Origin of the sequence: Elizabethkingia bruuniana (assembly GCF_002024805.1) — a bacterium.
In the GTDB taxonomy this organism is placed as follows: Bacteria; Bacteroidota; Bacteroidia; order Flavobacteriales; family Weeksellaceae; genus Elizabethkingia; species Elizabethkingia bruuniana.
Genome location: NZ_CP014337.1, coordinates 1580332 through 1597764, shown reverse-complemented (window position 1 = coordinate 1597764; position 17433 = coordinate 1580332). Strand labels below are relative to the sequence as shown.

The 17433-nt window shown below is 35.5% G+C and carries 13 protein-coding genes and 1 riboswitch; of the genes, 9 read left to right on the top strand and 4 right to left on the bottom strand.

From position 1 onward, the window contains the following. The first annotated feature begins 6 nt into the window (after positions 1 to 6). Positions 7 to 1365, top strand: coding sequence for an oxygen-independent coproporphyrinogen III oxidase (gene hemN, locus AYC65_RS07435; protein ID WP_034868419.1), 1359 nt, complete (start codon positions 7 to 9; stop codon positions 1363 to 1365). A gap of 75 nt (positions 1366 to 1440) precedes the next feature. After that, complete coding sequence (locus AYC65_RS07430; protein WP_034868422.1) at positions 1441 to 2175, top strand: DUF3667 domain-containing protein; 735 nt, start codon at positions 1441 to 1443, stop codon at positions 2173 to 2175. 38 nt (positions 2176 to 2213) lie between these two features. Here AYC65_RS07430 and AYC65_RS07425 read toward each other — a convergent pair whose 3' ends face one another. Then, positions 2214 to 2846 (bottom strand): murein L,D-transpeptidase catalytic domain-containing protein, encoded by a 633-nt coding sequence (locus AYC65_RS07425; RefSeq protein WP_234300258.1) that lies wholly within the window; start codon positions 2844 to 2846, stop codon positions 2214 to 2216. A 232-nt stretch (positions 2847 to 3078) separates the two neighbouring features. On the opposite strand from AYC65_RS07425, the gene AYC65_RS07420 reads away from it, so the two are divergent. The 4 genes from AYC65_RS07420 (at position 3079) to AYC65_RS07405 (ending at position 8326) form a co-directional block, all read left to right on the top strand. After that, entirely contained in the window at positions 3079 to 5973 is a 2895-nt protein-coding gene (locus tag AYC65_RS07420; protein WP_034868427.1) for a protein translocase subunit SecDF, read from the top strand. A gap of 97 nt (positions 5974 to 6070) precedes the next feature. Next, the gene (locus tag AYC65_RS07415) at positions 6071 to 7282 is read left to right on the top strand and encodes a TCR/Tet family MFS transporter (protein ID WP_034868430.1); all 1212 of its coding nucleotides are present in this window, start codon (positions 6071 to 6073) and stop codon (positions 7280 to 7282) included. A 60-nt stretch (positions 7283 to 7342) separates the two neighbouring features. After that, positions 7343 to 7768, top strand: a complete 426-nt coding sequence (tatA, locus tag AYC65_RS07410; protein WP_034868432.1) for a Sec-independent protein translocase subunit TatA/TatB — start codon at positions 7343 to 7345, stop codon at positions 7766 to 7768. A 3-nt stretch (positions 7769 to 7771) separates the two neighbouring features. After that, complete coding sequence (locus AYC65_RS07405) at positions 7772 to 8326, top strand: phosphatase PAP2 family protein (protein WP_034868434.1); 555 nt, start codon at positions 7772 to 7774, stop codon at positions 8324 to 8326. Between the two features lie 57 nt (positions 8327 to 8383). On the opposite strand, the gene rlmH is transcribed toward AYC65_RS07405, so the two are convergent. After that, positions 8384 to 8857 (bottom strand): 23S rRNA (pseudouridine(1915)-N(3))-methyltransferase RlmH, encoded by a 474-nt coding sequence (gene rlmH, locus AYC65_RS07400; protein WP_034868437.1) that lies wholly within the window; start codon positions 8855 to 8857, stop codon positions 8384 to 8386. 32 nt (positions 8858 to 8889) lie between these two features. Here rlmH and AYC65_RS07395 point away from each other — a divergent pair, with 32 nt between their 5' ends. Continuing rightward, the gene (locus AYC65_RS07395; RefSeq protein WP_034868439.1) at positions 8890 to 9885 is read left to right on the top strand and encodes a YihY/virulence factor BrkB family protein; all 996 of its coding nucleotides are present in this window, start codon (positions 8890 to 8892) and stop codon (positions 9883 to 9885) included. Between the two features lie 59 nt (positions 9886 to 9944). Here the strand turns inward: AYC65_RS07395 and AYC65_RS07390 are convergent, their stop codons facing one another. Together AYC65_RS07390 and cdd are read right to left on the bottom strand one after the other, a co-directional pair. Then, positions 9945 to 11855, bottom strand: a complete 1911-nt coding sequence (locus AYC65_RS07390; protein ID WP_078674543.1) for a TonB-dependent receptor plug domain-containing protein — start codon at positions 11853 to 11855, stop codon at positions 9945 to 9947. Between the two features lie 102 nt (positions 11856 to 11957). Next, a riboswitch (cobalamin riboswitch) is annotated at positions 11958 to 12131 on the bottom strand. A 7-nt stretch (positions 12132 to 12138) separates the two neighbouring features. After that, a complete protein-coding gene (gene cdd, locus AYC65_RS07385) occupies positions 12139 to 12624 on the bottom strand; it encodes a cytidine deaminase (RefSeq protein WP_034868445.1) in 486 nt (161 codons plus the stop codon). A 331-nt stretch (positions 12625 to 12955) separates the two neighbouring features. Between cdd and AYC65_RS07380 the strand changes: the two genes are divergently transcribed. Together AYC65_RS07380 and AYC65_RS07375 are read left to right on the top strand one after the other, a co-directional pair. Next, positions 12956 to 15931 (top strand): SusC/RagA family TonB-linked outer membrane protein, encoded by a 2976-nt coding sequence (locus AYC65_RS07380; protein WP_034868448.1) that lies wholly within the window; start codon positions 12956 to 12958, stop codon positions 15929 to 15931. A 6-nt stretch (positions 15932 to 15937) separates the two neighbouring features. Next, on the top strand, positions 15938 to 17419 hold the full coding sequence (locus tag AYC65_RS07375) for a SusD/RagB family nutrient-binding outer membrane lipoprotein (RefSeq protein WP_034868451.1): 1482 nt from the start codon (positions 15938 to 15940) through the stop codon (positions 17417 to 17419). Positions 17420 to 17433 lie beyond the last annotated feature (14 nt).

Below are 17433 nucleotides of genomic sequence, written 5' to 3'. Positions count from 1 at the left end.
TGCAGTATGAATTCATTAGTAGATAAATACAATATACCTGGCCCGCGCTATACATCTTATCCAACCGTTCCTTACTGGGATCTTGAAAGTTTTTCTGTAGAGGGTTGGAAGGAGTCGGTGATACGTTCTTTTAAAGAATCTAATGCGGAAGAAGGGATCAGTATATATATTCATCTTCCTTTTTGTGAAGCTTTGTGTACTTTTTGTGCATGCCATAAAAGAATTACAAAACAACATTCTGTAGAAGAACCATATTTGGAAACCGTTCTGAAAGAATGGCAGCTTTATCTGAATCTTTTCGACGAAAAACCGAAGCTAAAAGAACTTCATTTAGGAGGAGGAACTCCTACATTCTTTTCTCCGGAAAACCTTAAGAAACTTCTCAGCGGAATTTTTGAAACTGTAGAAATTGCGGAACATCCTGAATTTAGTTTTGAAGGACATCCGAATAATACAACATATGACCACCTTAAAACACTTTATGATCTAGGCTTCAGAAGAGTAAGCTTTGGTGTACAGGATTATAATGAAAAGGTGCAGAAAGCCATCAACAGAATACAGCCTTTCGAAAATGTAAAAAACGTAACAGAATGGGCTCGTGAAATTGGCTATACGGGAATCAGCCACGATCTGGTATTTGGTTTACCTTTCCAAAACTGGGAGTGTATGGAAAATACCATTCGTAAAACACTGGAACTAAAACCAGACAGATTAGCATTCTATTCTTACGCACACGTTCCGTGGATAAAAGGTGTAGGGCAGAGAGGCTTTGATGAAAACGATTTGCCTTCCGGTGATGAGAAACGCAGATTATATGAAGATGGTAAAAGCTTACTGGAAGAATTAGGTTATTTCGAAATAGGTATGGACCATTTCGCATTACCGCATGACGATCTTTATCAGTCTATGAAGAAAGGTAAACTTCACCGTAACTTTATGGGATATACGTCTTCTAAAACTCAGCTAATGGTAGGCTTAGGGATGTCCGGAATATCCGACAGCTGGTATGCATTTGCACAAAATGAAAAAACAGTGGAAGGGTATGAGCAAATGGTAAACAACGGTGAATTCCCGGTAGTAAAAGGGCATATTCTGAATGAAGAAGATCTTATTATCCGTAAACATATTCTGAATCTGATGTGCAGACTGGAAACATCATGGGATACAGAAACTGCTTTCCCTGAGTTTGAAAATGCAATGGACAAATTACAGGAGATGCAAAAAGACGGCTTGGTTGAACTCTCTGAAAATGGTATAAAAATAACTGAAGAGGGAAGAGCCTTTACCCGAAATGTTACCATGACATTTGATCTGAGAATGTTAAGAAAACAACCGGGAACAAGGATATTCTCCATGACAATATAAAATATTCAAAAAAAGCTTCTTAGCGATAATGATATCGCGAATACAACATACATAGATCCAAACACCAAAAAACTAATGACAAATAACTGTTTAAACTGTAATGAAGAGATTGCAGGAAAATTTTGTAGTAATTGTAGCCAGCCAACATCAACACATAGATTTTCCTTGTCTCACGTATTTAAACATGATTTTGTTCACGGTATATTTCATTTTGACAAGGGCTTTTTCTTTACAATAAAAGAACTATTTACAAGACCAGGTCACAGTATCCGAGAATATGTACAAGGAAAAAGGGTAAAGCATTTTAATTATTTTGCAACAGTACTTCTTTTGTTAGCCATTATATATTTTGTTAAAAAATGGACGAAAATTGAATCTTCTGATCTGTTTGATAATAATGTAAAAGGGCTTTTAAAGGTTCAAAAAGACTATTCAAAAATCACAGTTTTTTTAAATATTCCAATTATTGCTTTTATTAGCTTTTTGTTGTTTAAAAGAAGTAAACAAAATTATACAGAAAATCTGGTTCTAAACATGTACTTGTTATGTGGATTAACAGCAATCAGTTTGGTTCTGCCAATTTGCATGATTTTCACTGACAATAAAGAATTTCTCTTTGTTGTCAATTATTTTGTGACAGTACTGGTATTTCTGTATATCATAATTTTTTATTACCAATTTTTTTCGGTTTTTAATTACAAAAAGTATGACTTAATCATTCGGGTTATTCTTATTTCAATACTGTATATGGCAATTAAGCAGCTGATAAATACTATTTTGAATAATGTTGGATTAAAATATTTTCATTAATATAATATATCCGAAAATGGATTTGGAATTCTGCAGAACTATTTATAAATCCACATTAATACAGGTTTTGCAGAATTTTTTAATTTAAGATCAATAATTTTCATTGCATTATTAGATACCGTAGGGCATCCCCAACCTTCGGGACTGCCTTTAGGGAAAACTTCTTCATCACTCATTTTATCCCACGAGTGAAATACAATAACACGTTTCAAGGCGTTGCTGTTTGTTTCCTCCAGGCCATGCATAAGATATTTTACATTAATTCCCCAATTGCTATATCCACGGGCACCAATTTTATATTTGCCCAGGGAGGATAGGTGGCTTCCGTCTTCATTACTGAATTCAGCTTTTCCTGCAGATTCATCAGAAGACCAGCTATTGGCACCACAGCCATGTCCTACAAGATATTCTTCGGTAATTTTATTTTCCCTGAAATCCCATATAAAAAAACGGTTAACACCAGAATGTATACTCATGTCTATCAGGATACAGAAGTCGGTATTAAATTTATTTTGTTTGTTATATAATAATGCTTCTTCCGCTTTTTGTTTCAGCTTTTTAATATCTGTTTCCTGCTTTACAATCTGCTTTTCATCATTCTTTATAATAACTGGTGTATGTGAAGGCTTTTTCTCTTCTTTTTCCTGACAATTGGTGACTAAAAAAGCCATAAAAAAGAATAAAAATATTTTTTTGGGCATCATTGGTTTTGTATTAATGGCAAAAATAAAGATAATTAAGACAGAATTATTATTACTCTTATAATTTCAGATGTATATTACTGTCAAATTTATATTCTTACCGCACTTAGGAGCAGTTAAAAAGAAAATTGTTAAAATTTACTAAAAATCATTATATTTGCGCCTTATAATCAATGAAAAATAGTCGTTAAATCATAAAAAAATGCAAGGAAAAGGACTCATTACCACTATTGCAATCATCCTCGGATTGATATGCATTAATGAACTCCTGCCGAGTTTCTATGCGAATAGAATTGAGAAAGAGGCACAAGCTCTTTCCGGAGGCAATGAAGTTAAGTACAAAAAGGAATTAGAAAAGTTATCCAAAGACACACTTAATCTAGGGTTTACTAAACTGGATTATTGGTCTGCCAAGGGAAAAGAAATGAAACTTGGTCTGGATTTGAAAGGAGGGATCAACGTTTTGTTGGAAATTAATCAAAGAGACCTGGTTAATGATTTAACGAATTATTCCACAAACCCTGTTTTAGTAGAAGCTCTGAACAGAACAGATGCTGCACAAAAGTTCTCTACAAAGACATACATCGATAACTTTTTTGTTCAGTTTGATGCTGTAAACAAAGAAAAAGGAACAAATGTAAAACTTTCTAATCCAGAAGTTTTCGGTACTCAGAAATTAAGTGATTTGATTAAATTCAACACACCTGATGACGAAGTAAAAAAGATTATTTCTAAGAAGATTGATGCCTCTGTAGGTTCAGCTTTCGAAGTAATCCGTACACGTATCGATAAGCTAGGGGTAACACAACCAAACGTACAGAGAGTACCTGGAACAGGTCGTATTTTGGTTGAAATGCCTGGTATCAAGGATATTGACAGAGTAAAGAAATTACTACAGACTTCAGCAAGATTACAGTTCTGGGAAGTACAGACTGCTGGTGAAGTTGCTCCATATTTCCAACAACTTACTTCTGTTGTAATGACAAAAGGAGATTCTATTGGTATTAATAAGAATATGAATCTTATCAATACTCTGGATATGCAGAATGGTGCAAGACAGAATGGAGTAGGTAATGTTAAGCTTTCGGATACAGCTACTGTAAACAAATTATTAAACAGTGCACAGGCTATTAAAGCACGTCCTGCTAACCTTAGATTTACTAAGTTTATGTGGGCTGCAAAACCTGAATCTAATGCTCCGGATAATTTGACATTATATGCAATCCGTGGAACAGCAAACAACAAAGCTCCGCTTGATGGTGCTGTAAAAGATGCACGTGTTAACTACGACCAAATCGGAAGAATTGAGATCGGAATGCAGATGGACTCTGATGGTACTAAAGTATGGAAAACACTTACTGAGAAAAACATCGGAAGACCAATCGCTGTAACTCTGGATGATAATGTATATACTGCTCCTAATGTAAATACAGCTATTCCTAACGGACAATCTGTAATTACTGGTAACTTCAGTCAGGATGAAGCTAAAGACTTAGTAGATGTACTAAACTCAGGTAAGCTTCCTGCTACTGCAAAAATTGTTCAGGCAGATGTTGTTGGACCTTCATTAGGTGCTGAATCTATCAACGCAGGTGTTATGTCATTCATTATTGCGTTTGCCCTTATCATGGTATATATCATTTTCTACTATGGTATGGCTGGTGTTTATGCAGTAATTGCGATGATTATTAACTTATTCTACGTGTTTGGTATTATGGACTCTATAGATGCTACACTTACCTTACCAGGTATTGCAGGTATCGTATTATCCATGGCCATGGCAGTAGATACGAACGTAATCATCTACGAGAGAACTAAAGAAGAATTATTTGCAGGAAAAGGAATCCGTGAAGCATACAATGATGGTTTCAAGCACGCTTTATCTGCGATTATTGACGGACACGCAACAACATTACTAACAGCTGTTGTATTATATATTTTCGGTACAGGACCTATCCAAGGATTTGCTGTAACCTTAATTATTGGTATTCTGATGACGTTCTTTACTTCTGTACTATTGTCGAGAGTAATGATCTTCAGCAGACTTGGAAAGGGTAAAGAGATTTCAGTATGGACATCTTTCTCAAAAAATCTTTTCAGAAATATCTGGATCGACTTTATCGGGAAAAGAAAGTGGTCTTATATCTTCTCTACAATATTGATGATCATCTGTATCGCATCTATCGTTACAAAAGGCTTCAAATTTGGGGTTGACTTCAAAGGAGGAAGAAGTTATGTTGTAAGATTTGACAAGCCGGTTGTCGCTTCTGATATTCAGGAAGAGTTGGCTCCGTTATTTAAAACTCAAGATGGTAAAAACGAAGCTGTAGATGTTAAAACATTTGGTAACTCTAATCAGCTTAGAATAACAACTGACTACAAAATTGATGACGTTAACACAACTGTTGACTCTGAAATTGAACATAAATTATATGACGGATTAAAGAAACACCTTCCGGCTAACGAAACATTCGATGCTTTCAAAAGTTCTGATGTTGGACATGCAGGAATCGTTTCTTCTACGAAAGTAGGACCTACAGTAGCAGATGACATTCAGGTTCACGGTACATTAGCAGTTCTTGCTGCTTTAGCGGGGATCTTCATCTATATCTTATTAAGATTTAGAAAATGGCAATTCTCTCTTGGTGCTGTTGTGGCATTGTTCCACGATGCGGTAGTAATTTTAGGGGTATTCTCCTTATTCTACACAGTAGCGCCATTCAATATGGAGATCAACCAGGATTTCATTGCAGCTGTACTAACAGTATTAGGATATTCCATTAACGATACGGTAATTGTATTTGACCGTATCCGTGAATACCTTAGAGAAAGAAAATCTATCAGCCTTGCAGGTCTGTTTGATGATTCCATCAGCAGCACGTTAGGTAGAACATTCAACACTTCATTCACTACGATCTTGGTTATCCTAGCGATCTTCATCTTCGGAGGTGATAATATGAAGGGCTTCATGTTTGCATTATTAATCGGTATTGGTTTCGGTACTTATTCATCCATCTTCATCGCATCAGCAATTGCTTATGACTGTTTGAAAGGACGAAAAAAAGACGCCCCGCCAGTCCATGAGATAAACAAATAATAAAAAGCCCCGAAATTCGGGGCTTTTTTTATTATTAATTTTAAAATAAACAATAATACAGTAACAATTCATTATTTTTGTTGCGCTTTTTTAAATTATGGAAAATAAAAAGACGAACACCGCGATAGGCTTTATATTCATCACAATGCTTATCGATATAACAGGATGGGGGATTATTATCCCGGTTATACCCAAGCTAATAGAAGAACTTATTCATGGCGATATCAGCGAAGCTGCAAAATATGGAGGCTGGCTAAGTTTTGCCTATGCATTTACCCAGTTTATATTTGCTCCTCTGGTTGGTAACCTTAGTGATAAATACGGTAGACGTCCCATTATCCTGATATCTTTATTGGGTTTTGCAATAGACTATGTATTTCTGGCATTATCTCCAAATATTATATGGTTATTCATAGGCCGTGTTATAGCGGGTATGACTGGAGCAAGTATTACAACGGCGAGTGCTTATATCGCCGATATTAGTACAGAAGAAAACCGTGCAAAGAATTTCGGGCTTATCGGAGCGGCTTTTGGTATGGGATTCATTATCGGACCTGTATTAGGTGGACTTTTAGGTCAGTTTGGTTCCAGAGTTCCTTTTTACGCCGCAGCTGTACTTTGCTTAATTAACTTTATATACGGTTACTTTATTCTTCCGGAATCTCTGGATAAAGATCACAGGAGGGAATTTGAATGGAAAAGAGCTAATCCTATTGGATCGTTATTTATGCTGAAAAAACACCCTAAAATATCGGGACTGATATTAGTACTTGTCCTGGTATATATTGGTGCACATGCGGTACAAAGTAACTGGTCTTATTTCACCATGTATATGTTTGGGTGGAAAGAAAAAGAAGTTGGGTTATCTCTGGGACTTATCGGATTATTGGTTGGACTGGTGCAGGGAGTACTTATACGCTGGATAAACCCTAAAATCGGAAATGAAAGAAGTATCTATTACGGCCTCGGATTATATGCAATAGGAATGTTACTATTTGCTTTTGCTACTGAAAGCTGGATGATGTTTGCCTTTTTAGTACCTTATTGTTTAGGTGGTATCTGTGGTCCTGCATTACAATCTGTAATTACCGGAAACGTATCCAAACAGGAACAAGGTGAGTTACAGGGAGCATTAACCAGTCTTATGAGTGCAACTGCTATTGTAGGACCACCATTAATGACAAACCTGTTTTTCTACTTTACACATGATCAGGCACCTTTTCAGTTTCCGGGAGCTCCGTTTTTCTTGGCGTTTATAATGTTGGGAATGGGGGCATTGATTGCGTACTTTAACTTTAAAAAGAAATAAAATTGCTGAAATTAAACTTAAAAACAGCAAGGTTAAGAATATCTTTTGTAATTTTGATTCATGGAACTTAGCATAGGAGAAATGTTAGTGGTGGCATTAGTCATCGTAGTATTATTTGGACCGGATAAAATACCGAGTATTGCACGCGAATTAGGACAAGGTGTCCGTAAAATGAAAGGTGCAATGGAGGATATTAAAACGGAGATTATGAAGGAGGCTGATAATCCGATTTCAGACATTAAAAAAGAGATTGATAAAGTAAAGCAAACCGTTACTGATATTAATCCGCTTAATGATGTACAAAAGCAAATAGAGGATATGAAAAACTCTGTAAATCCGATGGATCAGCATACAGCTGATACTTCTTCTCCGGCTCCGGAAAAAACTACAGAGACAATAGCCCATACAGAAACCGAACAAATAGCTTCAGCCGAGAAAAAAGTTGATCCTTTAAGCGATGAACATGTTGGTCCGGTAAGCCGATAGAATATGGAAGAAATTATTCATTCGGATAAAGAGCTGTTACTATACCTAAATGGTCTTGGATCACCAGGGTTTGATTCTTTTTGGATCTATATGACCAAACCATTAGTTTGGATACCTCTGTATCTTTTATTAATGTTTCTGGTTTATAAGAAATACTCTGTAAAGAATTTTTTATTTATACTTCTTTTTATAGCTGTCGGAATTACAGCAAGCGATCAGATCGCCAATATTTTTAAATACGGTTTCCTGAGACTAAGACCTTGTCACGATCCGGAACTTATTAATCATATGCGTTTGGTTACCTGTGGCGGAAAATATGGATTTTACTCTGCACATGCAAGTACTACATTTTTCCTGGCTACATTTCTAAGTTTCCTTATCGGGAAAAATTATAAGTCCCTGCCTTACTTGCTTTTTTTATGGGCAGTAGTAGTTTCTTACAGCAGAATCTATTTAGGAGTTCATTTTCCGGGAGATGTCGCTGTTGGGGCTTTAATGGGCTTCTTATTAGGAGGTTTATTCTCTACGCTGGCACTGAGATACGTGAGCAAAAAATAATATAAAAAAGGTTCTTCATTTTGAAGAACCTTTTTAGTTTATATATCCTACAGGTTGTTAATCATTATGATAAGGTTTTCCTTGCAGAATTGTAGAAGCACGATAAATCTGTTCTACAAAGAACAAACGAATCATTTGATGGGTAAATGTCATTTTTGACAATGAAATTTTTTCCTGAGCCCTGATGTAGATTTCTTCAGAAAATCCATAAGCACCTCCTACAAGGAAGGCAAGATGCCGGGTAGACATATTCATCCAGTTATCTATTTTGGATGCAAATTCACGGGATGTAAACTGTTTTCCCTTTTCATCCAATAATACAACAGTATCTGTATTATCCAGATAGTTAAGAAATAACTTAGCTTCTTCTTTCTTTAACTGAATATCAGTAAGGTTTTTGGCATTTTTAACGTCAGGAATTTCAATGAATTCAAAATTGAAATGTTTCGGAAGACGCGGAATGTAATAAGCAATGAGTTTCTTAATTTCAGCATCATCCGTTTTGCCAATACATATTAAACTTATACGCATTTTAGTATCTTTGCTTTTGCAAATATAGATGAATGCCTTTAAAAACGCCTCAATTAATCATTAGATTTCGTGATTTTCTCGATAGCATACACCTGCCTATGTTGGGCATTTCGCTGTTGAAAATGTTTGAAATCTATGGGGAAGGAATTTTTAAAAATCCTGTTATCAGGCAAGCTGCAGCAATATCATGGGCTTTTTTTCTAAGTCTTTTTCCTTTTTTATTATTTCTGCTTTCAATTCTTCCATATCTGCCACATTACGATAAGCTCCAGTTTTATATATTCGATGTGATGTTGGCCAATATATTACCGGCTGATATAAAAGTTTATGTTACAGAATATCTCCAAGACACACTTATTCCTAACCTTAAAGGTATCAGTAACTTTGTAACCATTATACTAGCTTTAATATTTGGCACAAACGGAACACATGCGCTGATTATGGGTTTTAATCTGAATACAGATGTAAAGCGTACTTTTTTCAGAAACTATGGAATTGCACTGCTTATTACAATTGCTTTTGTAAGTATTACCGTTTTGTCTCTTCTGGGAATTTATTACGCAGAGGTTGTAATGAAGCTTTTTAATCCGGTAAACAGTATTTCCTGGTTGGTCAATAATCTAACTAAGATCATCAGTTTTATTTCCTTTCCTCTGTTTTATTTTATCTTGCTGGCTTTATTTTACTGGGTAGGCTGCCTTAAAATTAAAAGATTCAGAGAAGCAATTCCTGGTGCTATTTTCAGCACTTTGCTATTTGGCTTTATTACTTATGTCTTTGCCTTTTATGTACGGGATATCGCCCGTTATAACTTCTTATATGGTTCTATTGGTTCCATAATCTTGGTCATGATCTGGGTAAACCTTAACATCATTCTTATTTTGTTTGGTAACGAGCTTAATCTGGCAATTAAAAAAGTGAAAATGGACAAAAAGATAGGAGACGAGCTGGCGGCACAAATAGAACAGCAACAGTTTCTGCAAACTTCATCTGCTCCTAATAATAACGATCACAATATACAGTTATAAAAAGGGCCGTGATAAGCGAACTTATACACGGCCGAGGATAGATGATTTGGTATCTTTTATTAGAATCTATAAGAGACTCCTAACGTATAATTTCTGTTCTTGGTTGTATAACCGATTACATCTACATAATCTTTATTGAAAATATTACCGATGTTAAGATAAGCATCAATATTACGTACGATCTTCTGATTGATATTCAGGTTGAACAAATTAAAATCTGCTACTTTAACATTTTTGGTACTAAATGAGACAGAATCATAGTATGCATCATTTCTCTTACCTACAAACTGGTGAGAAACTGTAATTCTTGTTGATGCAAAAGGCTTCACCTCTACATAAGAGTTAACCCTTTGTTTTGGCTGGCGTAGCATTGTTGCTTCTTTATCTTTTTCTACAAAGCTATAGTTCCCTCCAAATTTAACCATATCAATGATCTGATAGTCGAATCCAATTTCAAATCCTTTTACTTTATTCTCGTCTATATTCTGGAAGCTTCCCGTATAATCAGGATTAGATACATAAGCGAAAGCATCTTTTTCTTTTCTCTGGAATAGGCTTACATTAAAGTTTAAACTTCTGTCTTTTTTACCAAAACTTAAATCAATTTCATGAGACTGGTTTCTTTCTGGTTTTAGATCAGGGTTTGGTAAAGTCCAAGGAAGTGATCCGTAATTTTGATATAGGGTAGGTGCAATAAATGCTGTAGCGAAGGAATAACCAATCTTAAAATAAGTATCGCTGAATTCTTTTATGTAATAAGGATTTACACTATAAACCCAGTGATTTCCAAATTTAGAGTTATCAGTCATTCTGGCGCCTGCATCCAAGTTAAAACCTTTATAGTTTGCATTAAAGTTGGCATAGGCATCAAAACTATGAAGCTTCGTATCACCACTTTTCAGTACTTCCTCCATGTTTTCTTTACCAAATGGAAGAGATTTTGAACTCATCTTCTGGTCTTCATACTGTACTCCAACTGTAAAGTTGAAATAATCATTTACTTTATAATTATTATAAAGTTCTGCAATAAAGTTTTTACCATTGTAAGAGAACTGATCCTGATAAGAAGAGCCTTTCATACTTTGTCCTAATCTGTCTACATCTGTATAACGGGTATTGAATACAATCTTACCATTGTTATATCTGTAATTAGCATTACCTCCTACATAGAACTGTTTATCATTTCCACGGTTTTGGCCATCAGCAAAAGCTCCTGTATCGTATAAATAAAGATTGTGATTCCAGCCACTATTGATGTTAACATCAAAATTATTCCCTGAGTAACCTACACCAGCAGAAAGATTTTGCTTTTCCCAACCATCTTTATCAAAAGTACTATCGCCTTTAGCAGAAGATAATCCTTGAGATTTTTCATTGAAGGCATTAACCTGATAATTAAATTTATCAATCTTTCCTCTTAATGCTGCATCCTGTGCATATGTATCATAAGAACCTGCTCTTGCAGTAAGAGCTCCTTCAATAGCTTTTTGTGATGCTTTCTTTGTTTTTACATTGATTACCGATACAGTAGCATTAGATCCATATAATACAGAAGAAGCGCCATTCAGGACCTCAATACTTTCAACACTTTCCAGAGCCAGTAAACGAAGATCTGCTGCAGTATAATCATTCCCTGTAACATCTCTTAACGGAACACCATCTAATAATATAACTACATTAGCACTTTTCCCGCCTCTAATCTTCATTAGTTTAGGTTCAGTAGCATTGTTGAAATTACCTGTAATCTGGAAACCGGCAACCTGGTCCAATACATCACTGAGGTTTTGTCCTTTATACTTTTCCAGGTCTTTAGCTGAAATAAGGGTGACATTTTTGCCCGTTTTATAAAGTTTTTGCGGGGTTTTAGAAGCAATAGTTACTTCTTCAATCTGACCACTTTTTTCTTCCTGAGCGTATAATCCGGAACCAACAATAAGGAGTGCTCCGATTACAAATAGTTTTTTATTCATGAATAAAATTTAGCTAATACTGTATCCGGAGAAATAAGAATAAACAACCCTGAGTATCTAGGGCAGATTATAATTCAAGCTTTTCCTCCGAAAGTTGTTAATTAATAATTATAGTTTCAGGCAGGTCTCCTGGCTTTCACATTTCTGTGCCTTCCCGTAATTACAGTGGCTTTGTACAGAAATACTTCAGTGATCTACAGTTGCGGGGACAGCTCTGGTGTTGCACCAGATTCCCTTTTCATCGGACAATGCCGAACCTGAAATTTTTGCAAATATAAGAAAGTTATAGATAGTTTTTGTCGAAGGAAAAAGGAAGTAAATCTTTTACACTGTAGCATTTAACAGTTTTTCCCTGTGTAGACGCAAAATAAATTTCAATAGGGGAGCTTTGTTTACTCTCATATTCTAATATAGATTGTCTGCATGAACCACATGGTGGAATTGGAATATTATTATCAGCTGCCTCATTTTTTGGGCCGCCAACTACAAATATTTTTTTAATTTCAAGTCCGGGATGGTTTGCTGCCAGCCAGTATATAGCAGTTCTTTCCGCACATAATCCTGAAGGATAAGCTGCATTTTCCTGATTATTACCAACAATAATTTCGCCGTTTTCAAGAAGGATTGCACATCCTACAAAAAACTCCGAGTAGGGAGCATAAGCTGTTTTACGGATTTCAGAAGCTGTTTCGAATAGCTTCTTTTCGATATCGTCTAATTCCGATATGTTTTTATAAACTTCAAAGTGAATGTTTAAATCTTGTTTCATTCGTTACAAATAAAGGGAGGTAAAATTACTCATAAATATCGAAATACAAACTATTATAATAAAGCCTGCATTTTTAATCAGCACATAGAAAGGAAATCAGGCATTTGCAAATCCAGAAAAAAGATAATTATAGTATTATTATGATTCTTTCGTCTCCGAAAATTAGATCAATTGATACTGTTTTAATGAAATTTAATATATAGAGAGTAGGATATTTTATATTTTATAAACCTTTGTTTTTGCACTATTTTCCAAATATAAAGTTAATGAAATGCTAAACAGGTGTTAATATTAACTTAAAATACGAGGGATACTTTTGCAAAAAAACTGAATGAAACGAGTATTATTATCTGCTTCAGTTGTATTATTACCTTTTCTGCCTTACGCACAGGAAGTTAGTAAAAAAGATACACTGAAACAGAAAGAGAAGAACATTGATGGAGTTGTAATTACCGCCTTGGGAATTGGTAAAAAAGCAAAGAAAATTGGTTATTCCACTCAGGAAATCAATACCAAACAATTCGAAACTGTAACCACACCAAGCGTAGGAAATCTTTTTGCAGGACAGGTTGCCGGGCTTAATGTCTCCAACCCTCCGGGAATGCAGCAAAAACCAACTTTTACATTGCGCGGAAACTCTAACGTTATTATTGTAATAGATGGCGTTATTGTAGACGACAAAACATTCCAGGCACTGGATCCTTCTAACATCGAGAACATTAACGTACTAAAAGGAGCTACGGCATCTGCATTATACGGCTCCAGAGGTAGATATGGTGCCATTCTGGTAACCACCAAAAGCGCTAAGAAAAGTGGATTTACAGTTGAATTTGGTCAGAACACTATGTTTACAGCTGGTTTTACAAACCTTCCAAAAACACAAACAGAATACGGAAACGGTTCTCACGGTAAATATGAGTTCTGGGATGGTGCCGATGGGGGTATCAATGACGGAGATATGATCTGGGGACCAAAATTTGTTCCCGGAAGAAAGCTTGCTCAGTGGAACAGCCCAATACTGGATAAACAAACTGGCCAGGTAATTCCGTGGTATGGTAATGTAACCAATACTCCGTATAATGATAAATCAAGATACGAAAGAGTACCTACAGACTGGACTTACCATGATAACCTGAATACATTTTTGACGCCTTCGTTTATTAATAATACAAACTTCGCAGTTAATTATAAACATAATAAAGACACTTACAGACTTTCCGGAAACTTCATGAATTTTGATGACAGAATTCCTGAGTCTTATCTTAGAAAATACGGAGCTAACTTCTCCAGTAATACATACATCACAGATAAGTTAAGTTTTAATACAAAATTGGCTTATAACAGAACAACTACACCAAGTATGCCTAACTATAACTATGACCCGAGCGGGCATATGTATACTATACTTATCTGGATGGGCGGTGACGTAGATGGTAGAGACCTGAAAAATAACCTTTGGGTAAAAGGAAGAGAGGGTTATCAACAAGCAAACTGGAACTACGCATGGTATAATAACCCTTGGTTTGGTGCTAAAAACTTTAAAAACAGTGTTGCTACTGATGTCTATAGCGCCCAGACAGGATTGACCTATGAAGCATCTGATGAATTCACAGTGAAAGGTAAAATTTCCTATGTAGAAAATGATACTAAAAACGAATTAAAGAGTCCATATTCTTATTTTAATTATGATGCTCCAAGAAATGGCCGTTACAGAGTAACAAATTCTAAAACTATAAACCTGAACTACGATGTCCTTGCTACCTATAACAAGGCTATTACAGACAATATTAACTTAACAGTTAATGCCGGAGGATCAGGATTCTACTATAAGTATAAAGATGACATAACATCTGTAGACGGATTAAAAGTTCCCGGAATATATTCTTTCGATAACTCGATAAAGCCTTTAACCCGTGACTATAATATCAACGAGAAATTAATTTATAGTGCTTATGGTACTGTGGATTTAGAGTTCTATAAAACTTTATTTGTGAATGTTTCAGGAAGAAATGACTGGTCTTCTACATTACCAAAAAGCAACAGATCTTATTTCTATCCGTCTGCATCCTTCAGTTTGCTGCTGAATAATATAATCCCAATGCCAAAAGCATTCGATATTGTAAAACTTTATGGTTCTTGGGCACAGATTGCATATGATTTTGATCCTTATGCTATTCGTAATTATTACCTTAACAATGGTGGTAATACCTTTAATGGAAATCCTTACTACACTTATCCATCAGTACTAAACAAAGAAGGAAACATAGGTCCTGAGAAAACAAGATCTTATGAAGCTGGTTTAAATATCGGTATGCTGAATAACAGAATTAGTTTGGATGTAGCTTATTACAATACACTGGATTATAATAATATTCTGAGATTCCCGGGCTCACAGACATCTGGTTTTGCTACAGAAGTGGTAAACGGAAATAAATATACCACAAATGGTGTAGATATATCCCTAAACCTTGTACCTATTAAGAATAGAAATTTCCAGTGGAAGTCTTTACTTAACTGGAGCAAGTCGGTTCAGAAGATCACTGAAATCTATCAGGGACGAGACAATTATAATAATATAAAACTTAACGAACGTACTGATAGTTTCTATGGTTATACCTGGAAAAAGAATGCAAACGGAGCGCTTATTTTAGATGCCAATACAGGTCTTCCTACAAGAGCAGATGCTCCTTCTTATCTTGGACATTTTAATCCGGACTGGACATTTGGTTTCACCAACACCTTCAGATATAAGAATCTTAGCTTAACTGTAGGTATTGATGGTAGCTTTGGTGGGGTAATGGAATCTGTAGTTGTTGAGAAAATGTGGTGGGGTGGTAAGCATCCAAACTCTGTACAATACAGAGATGCAGAATACGACCAGGGTAAATACACATTTGTACCAAACGGAGTTAATTACAATCCGACAACTAATACTTATACACCACATACAAAAGCAATAAGCTTCCAGGATTGGGCACAGAACTATCCATACCGTGCAATGGTAACTGAAAGCGAGAGCAAGGAATATGCGAACGTCTTCGACAGATCATTCATAAAACTTCGCTCTGTAGTGTTAGAATATGATTTCACCTCCATACTAAATCCTAAAGGCTTTGTAAAAGGACTTACAGTAAACTTATCCGGATACAATCTGGCGATGTGGAAGAAATCTAAAAACCTTTATTCAGACCCTGATTATAAAATTGGAGGAACTGGTATTGGTTCAGGCCGAAATGCAAATTCATCTAATGACATTCAGGATCCTTCCAGCAGATGGTTTGGTGTTGGGTTTAACTTAAAATTCTAGTAAAAAATGAAAAAATATATTATATCAGTTCTTGCAGTACCTTTCTTATTACTGAGTTCTTGTGAACCTGACTTAACAAAAATTAATGAGAACCCTAAGGATCCTGCAAATGTAGATCCAAGTGTGTTACTTACCAATGTAGCGAGACAATCTTTCCCGGTAGATAACAGCTCTAACTCAGCATTAAGAATGCTTGTAAATACAGGAGAAGAGAACGATTATCAGTACTTGAAATGGAATAATGCTTCTTTCGATGCTTACAAAAATATTTTGCTGAATGATGTGAAAATGATGGAGGAAGCTGCGAAAAGCAATAATAAAAACTATCAGGCTATTGGTAAATTTTTCCGCGCACTTCATTTCTATAATCTTAGCATGAGGGTAGGAGATATTCCATATTCTGAGGCATTAAAAGGAGAGACTGACAACATAAGATTACCGAAGTATGACAAGCAGGAAGATGTTTTCGCGGGAATTCTTACTGAATTGAAAGAAGCCAATTCATTAATCAATACTAATGATAAAATTGGTGGAGATATCGTTTACAACGGAAATATCGAAAGATGGAAAAAGTTGATCAACTCATTCCGTTTAAAAATCCTTATTACGCTTTCTAAGAAAACTAAAGCCGGAAATATTGATATTAAAAATGAATTTGCGAGTATTGTAAATTCTGAAAGATTAATGGAATCAAATAGTGATAATGGGCAATTAACCTTCTTTGATTTGGCCAACAGCCGTTATCCAACTTTCAACAGCAGTTCTTATGGTTCCAGCTTATATATGTCCGATACATTTATTCAGTATTTCAAGGACAGAAAGGATCCGAGAATCTTCACTTTTGCAGAACAGACTACTTCAGCAAAAGAAAAGAATCTTGCGCTGACAGATTATAATGCATACCAGGGCGGAAACCCTATTTCACCTTATTCAGATAATGCAAAACTAATAGATCAGAAGATTATCTCGAAAGTAAAAACACGTTTCTACCTGGATCCGGTGAATGAGCCAAGTAATATCCTAAGCTACTCGGAACTAAACTTTATTCTGGCTGAAGCAGCTGTGAGAGGGTGGATTAATCAAAGTGGAGCAAAACAATACTATGATACTGCAGTTAAGGCCAGCTTCGATTTTTATAAAGCCAATGTGAAAGATTCGGATAAATTATTTGCAGGTTTTGATATTACCAATTATTTAAACAGTGCACCTGTTGCCTATAATACAGGTGAAAGCACTGATAAACAAATGGAAAGAATTCTTACTCAGAAATATATGACAATGTTCCATCAGAGTCAGTGGACTGGTTATTATGATGCTCTTCGTACAGGATATCCAAAATTACCAATCGTTAATGGTGGAGTATTCCCTAAAAGGTTTAGATATCCTCAGGACGAATACAATACTAATTCGCAAAATCTGAATGCGGCTATTAGCTCTCAGTATGGAGGGAAAGATGATATCTTCCAGACGCCATGGTGGTTACAATAACTTTTTCTTCATAA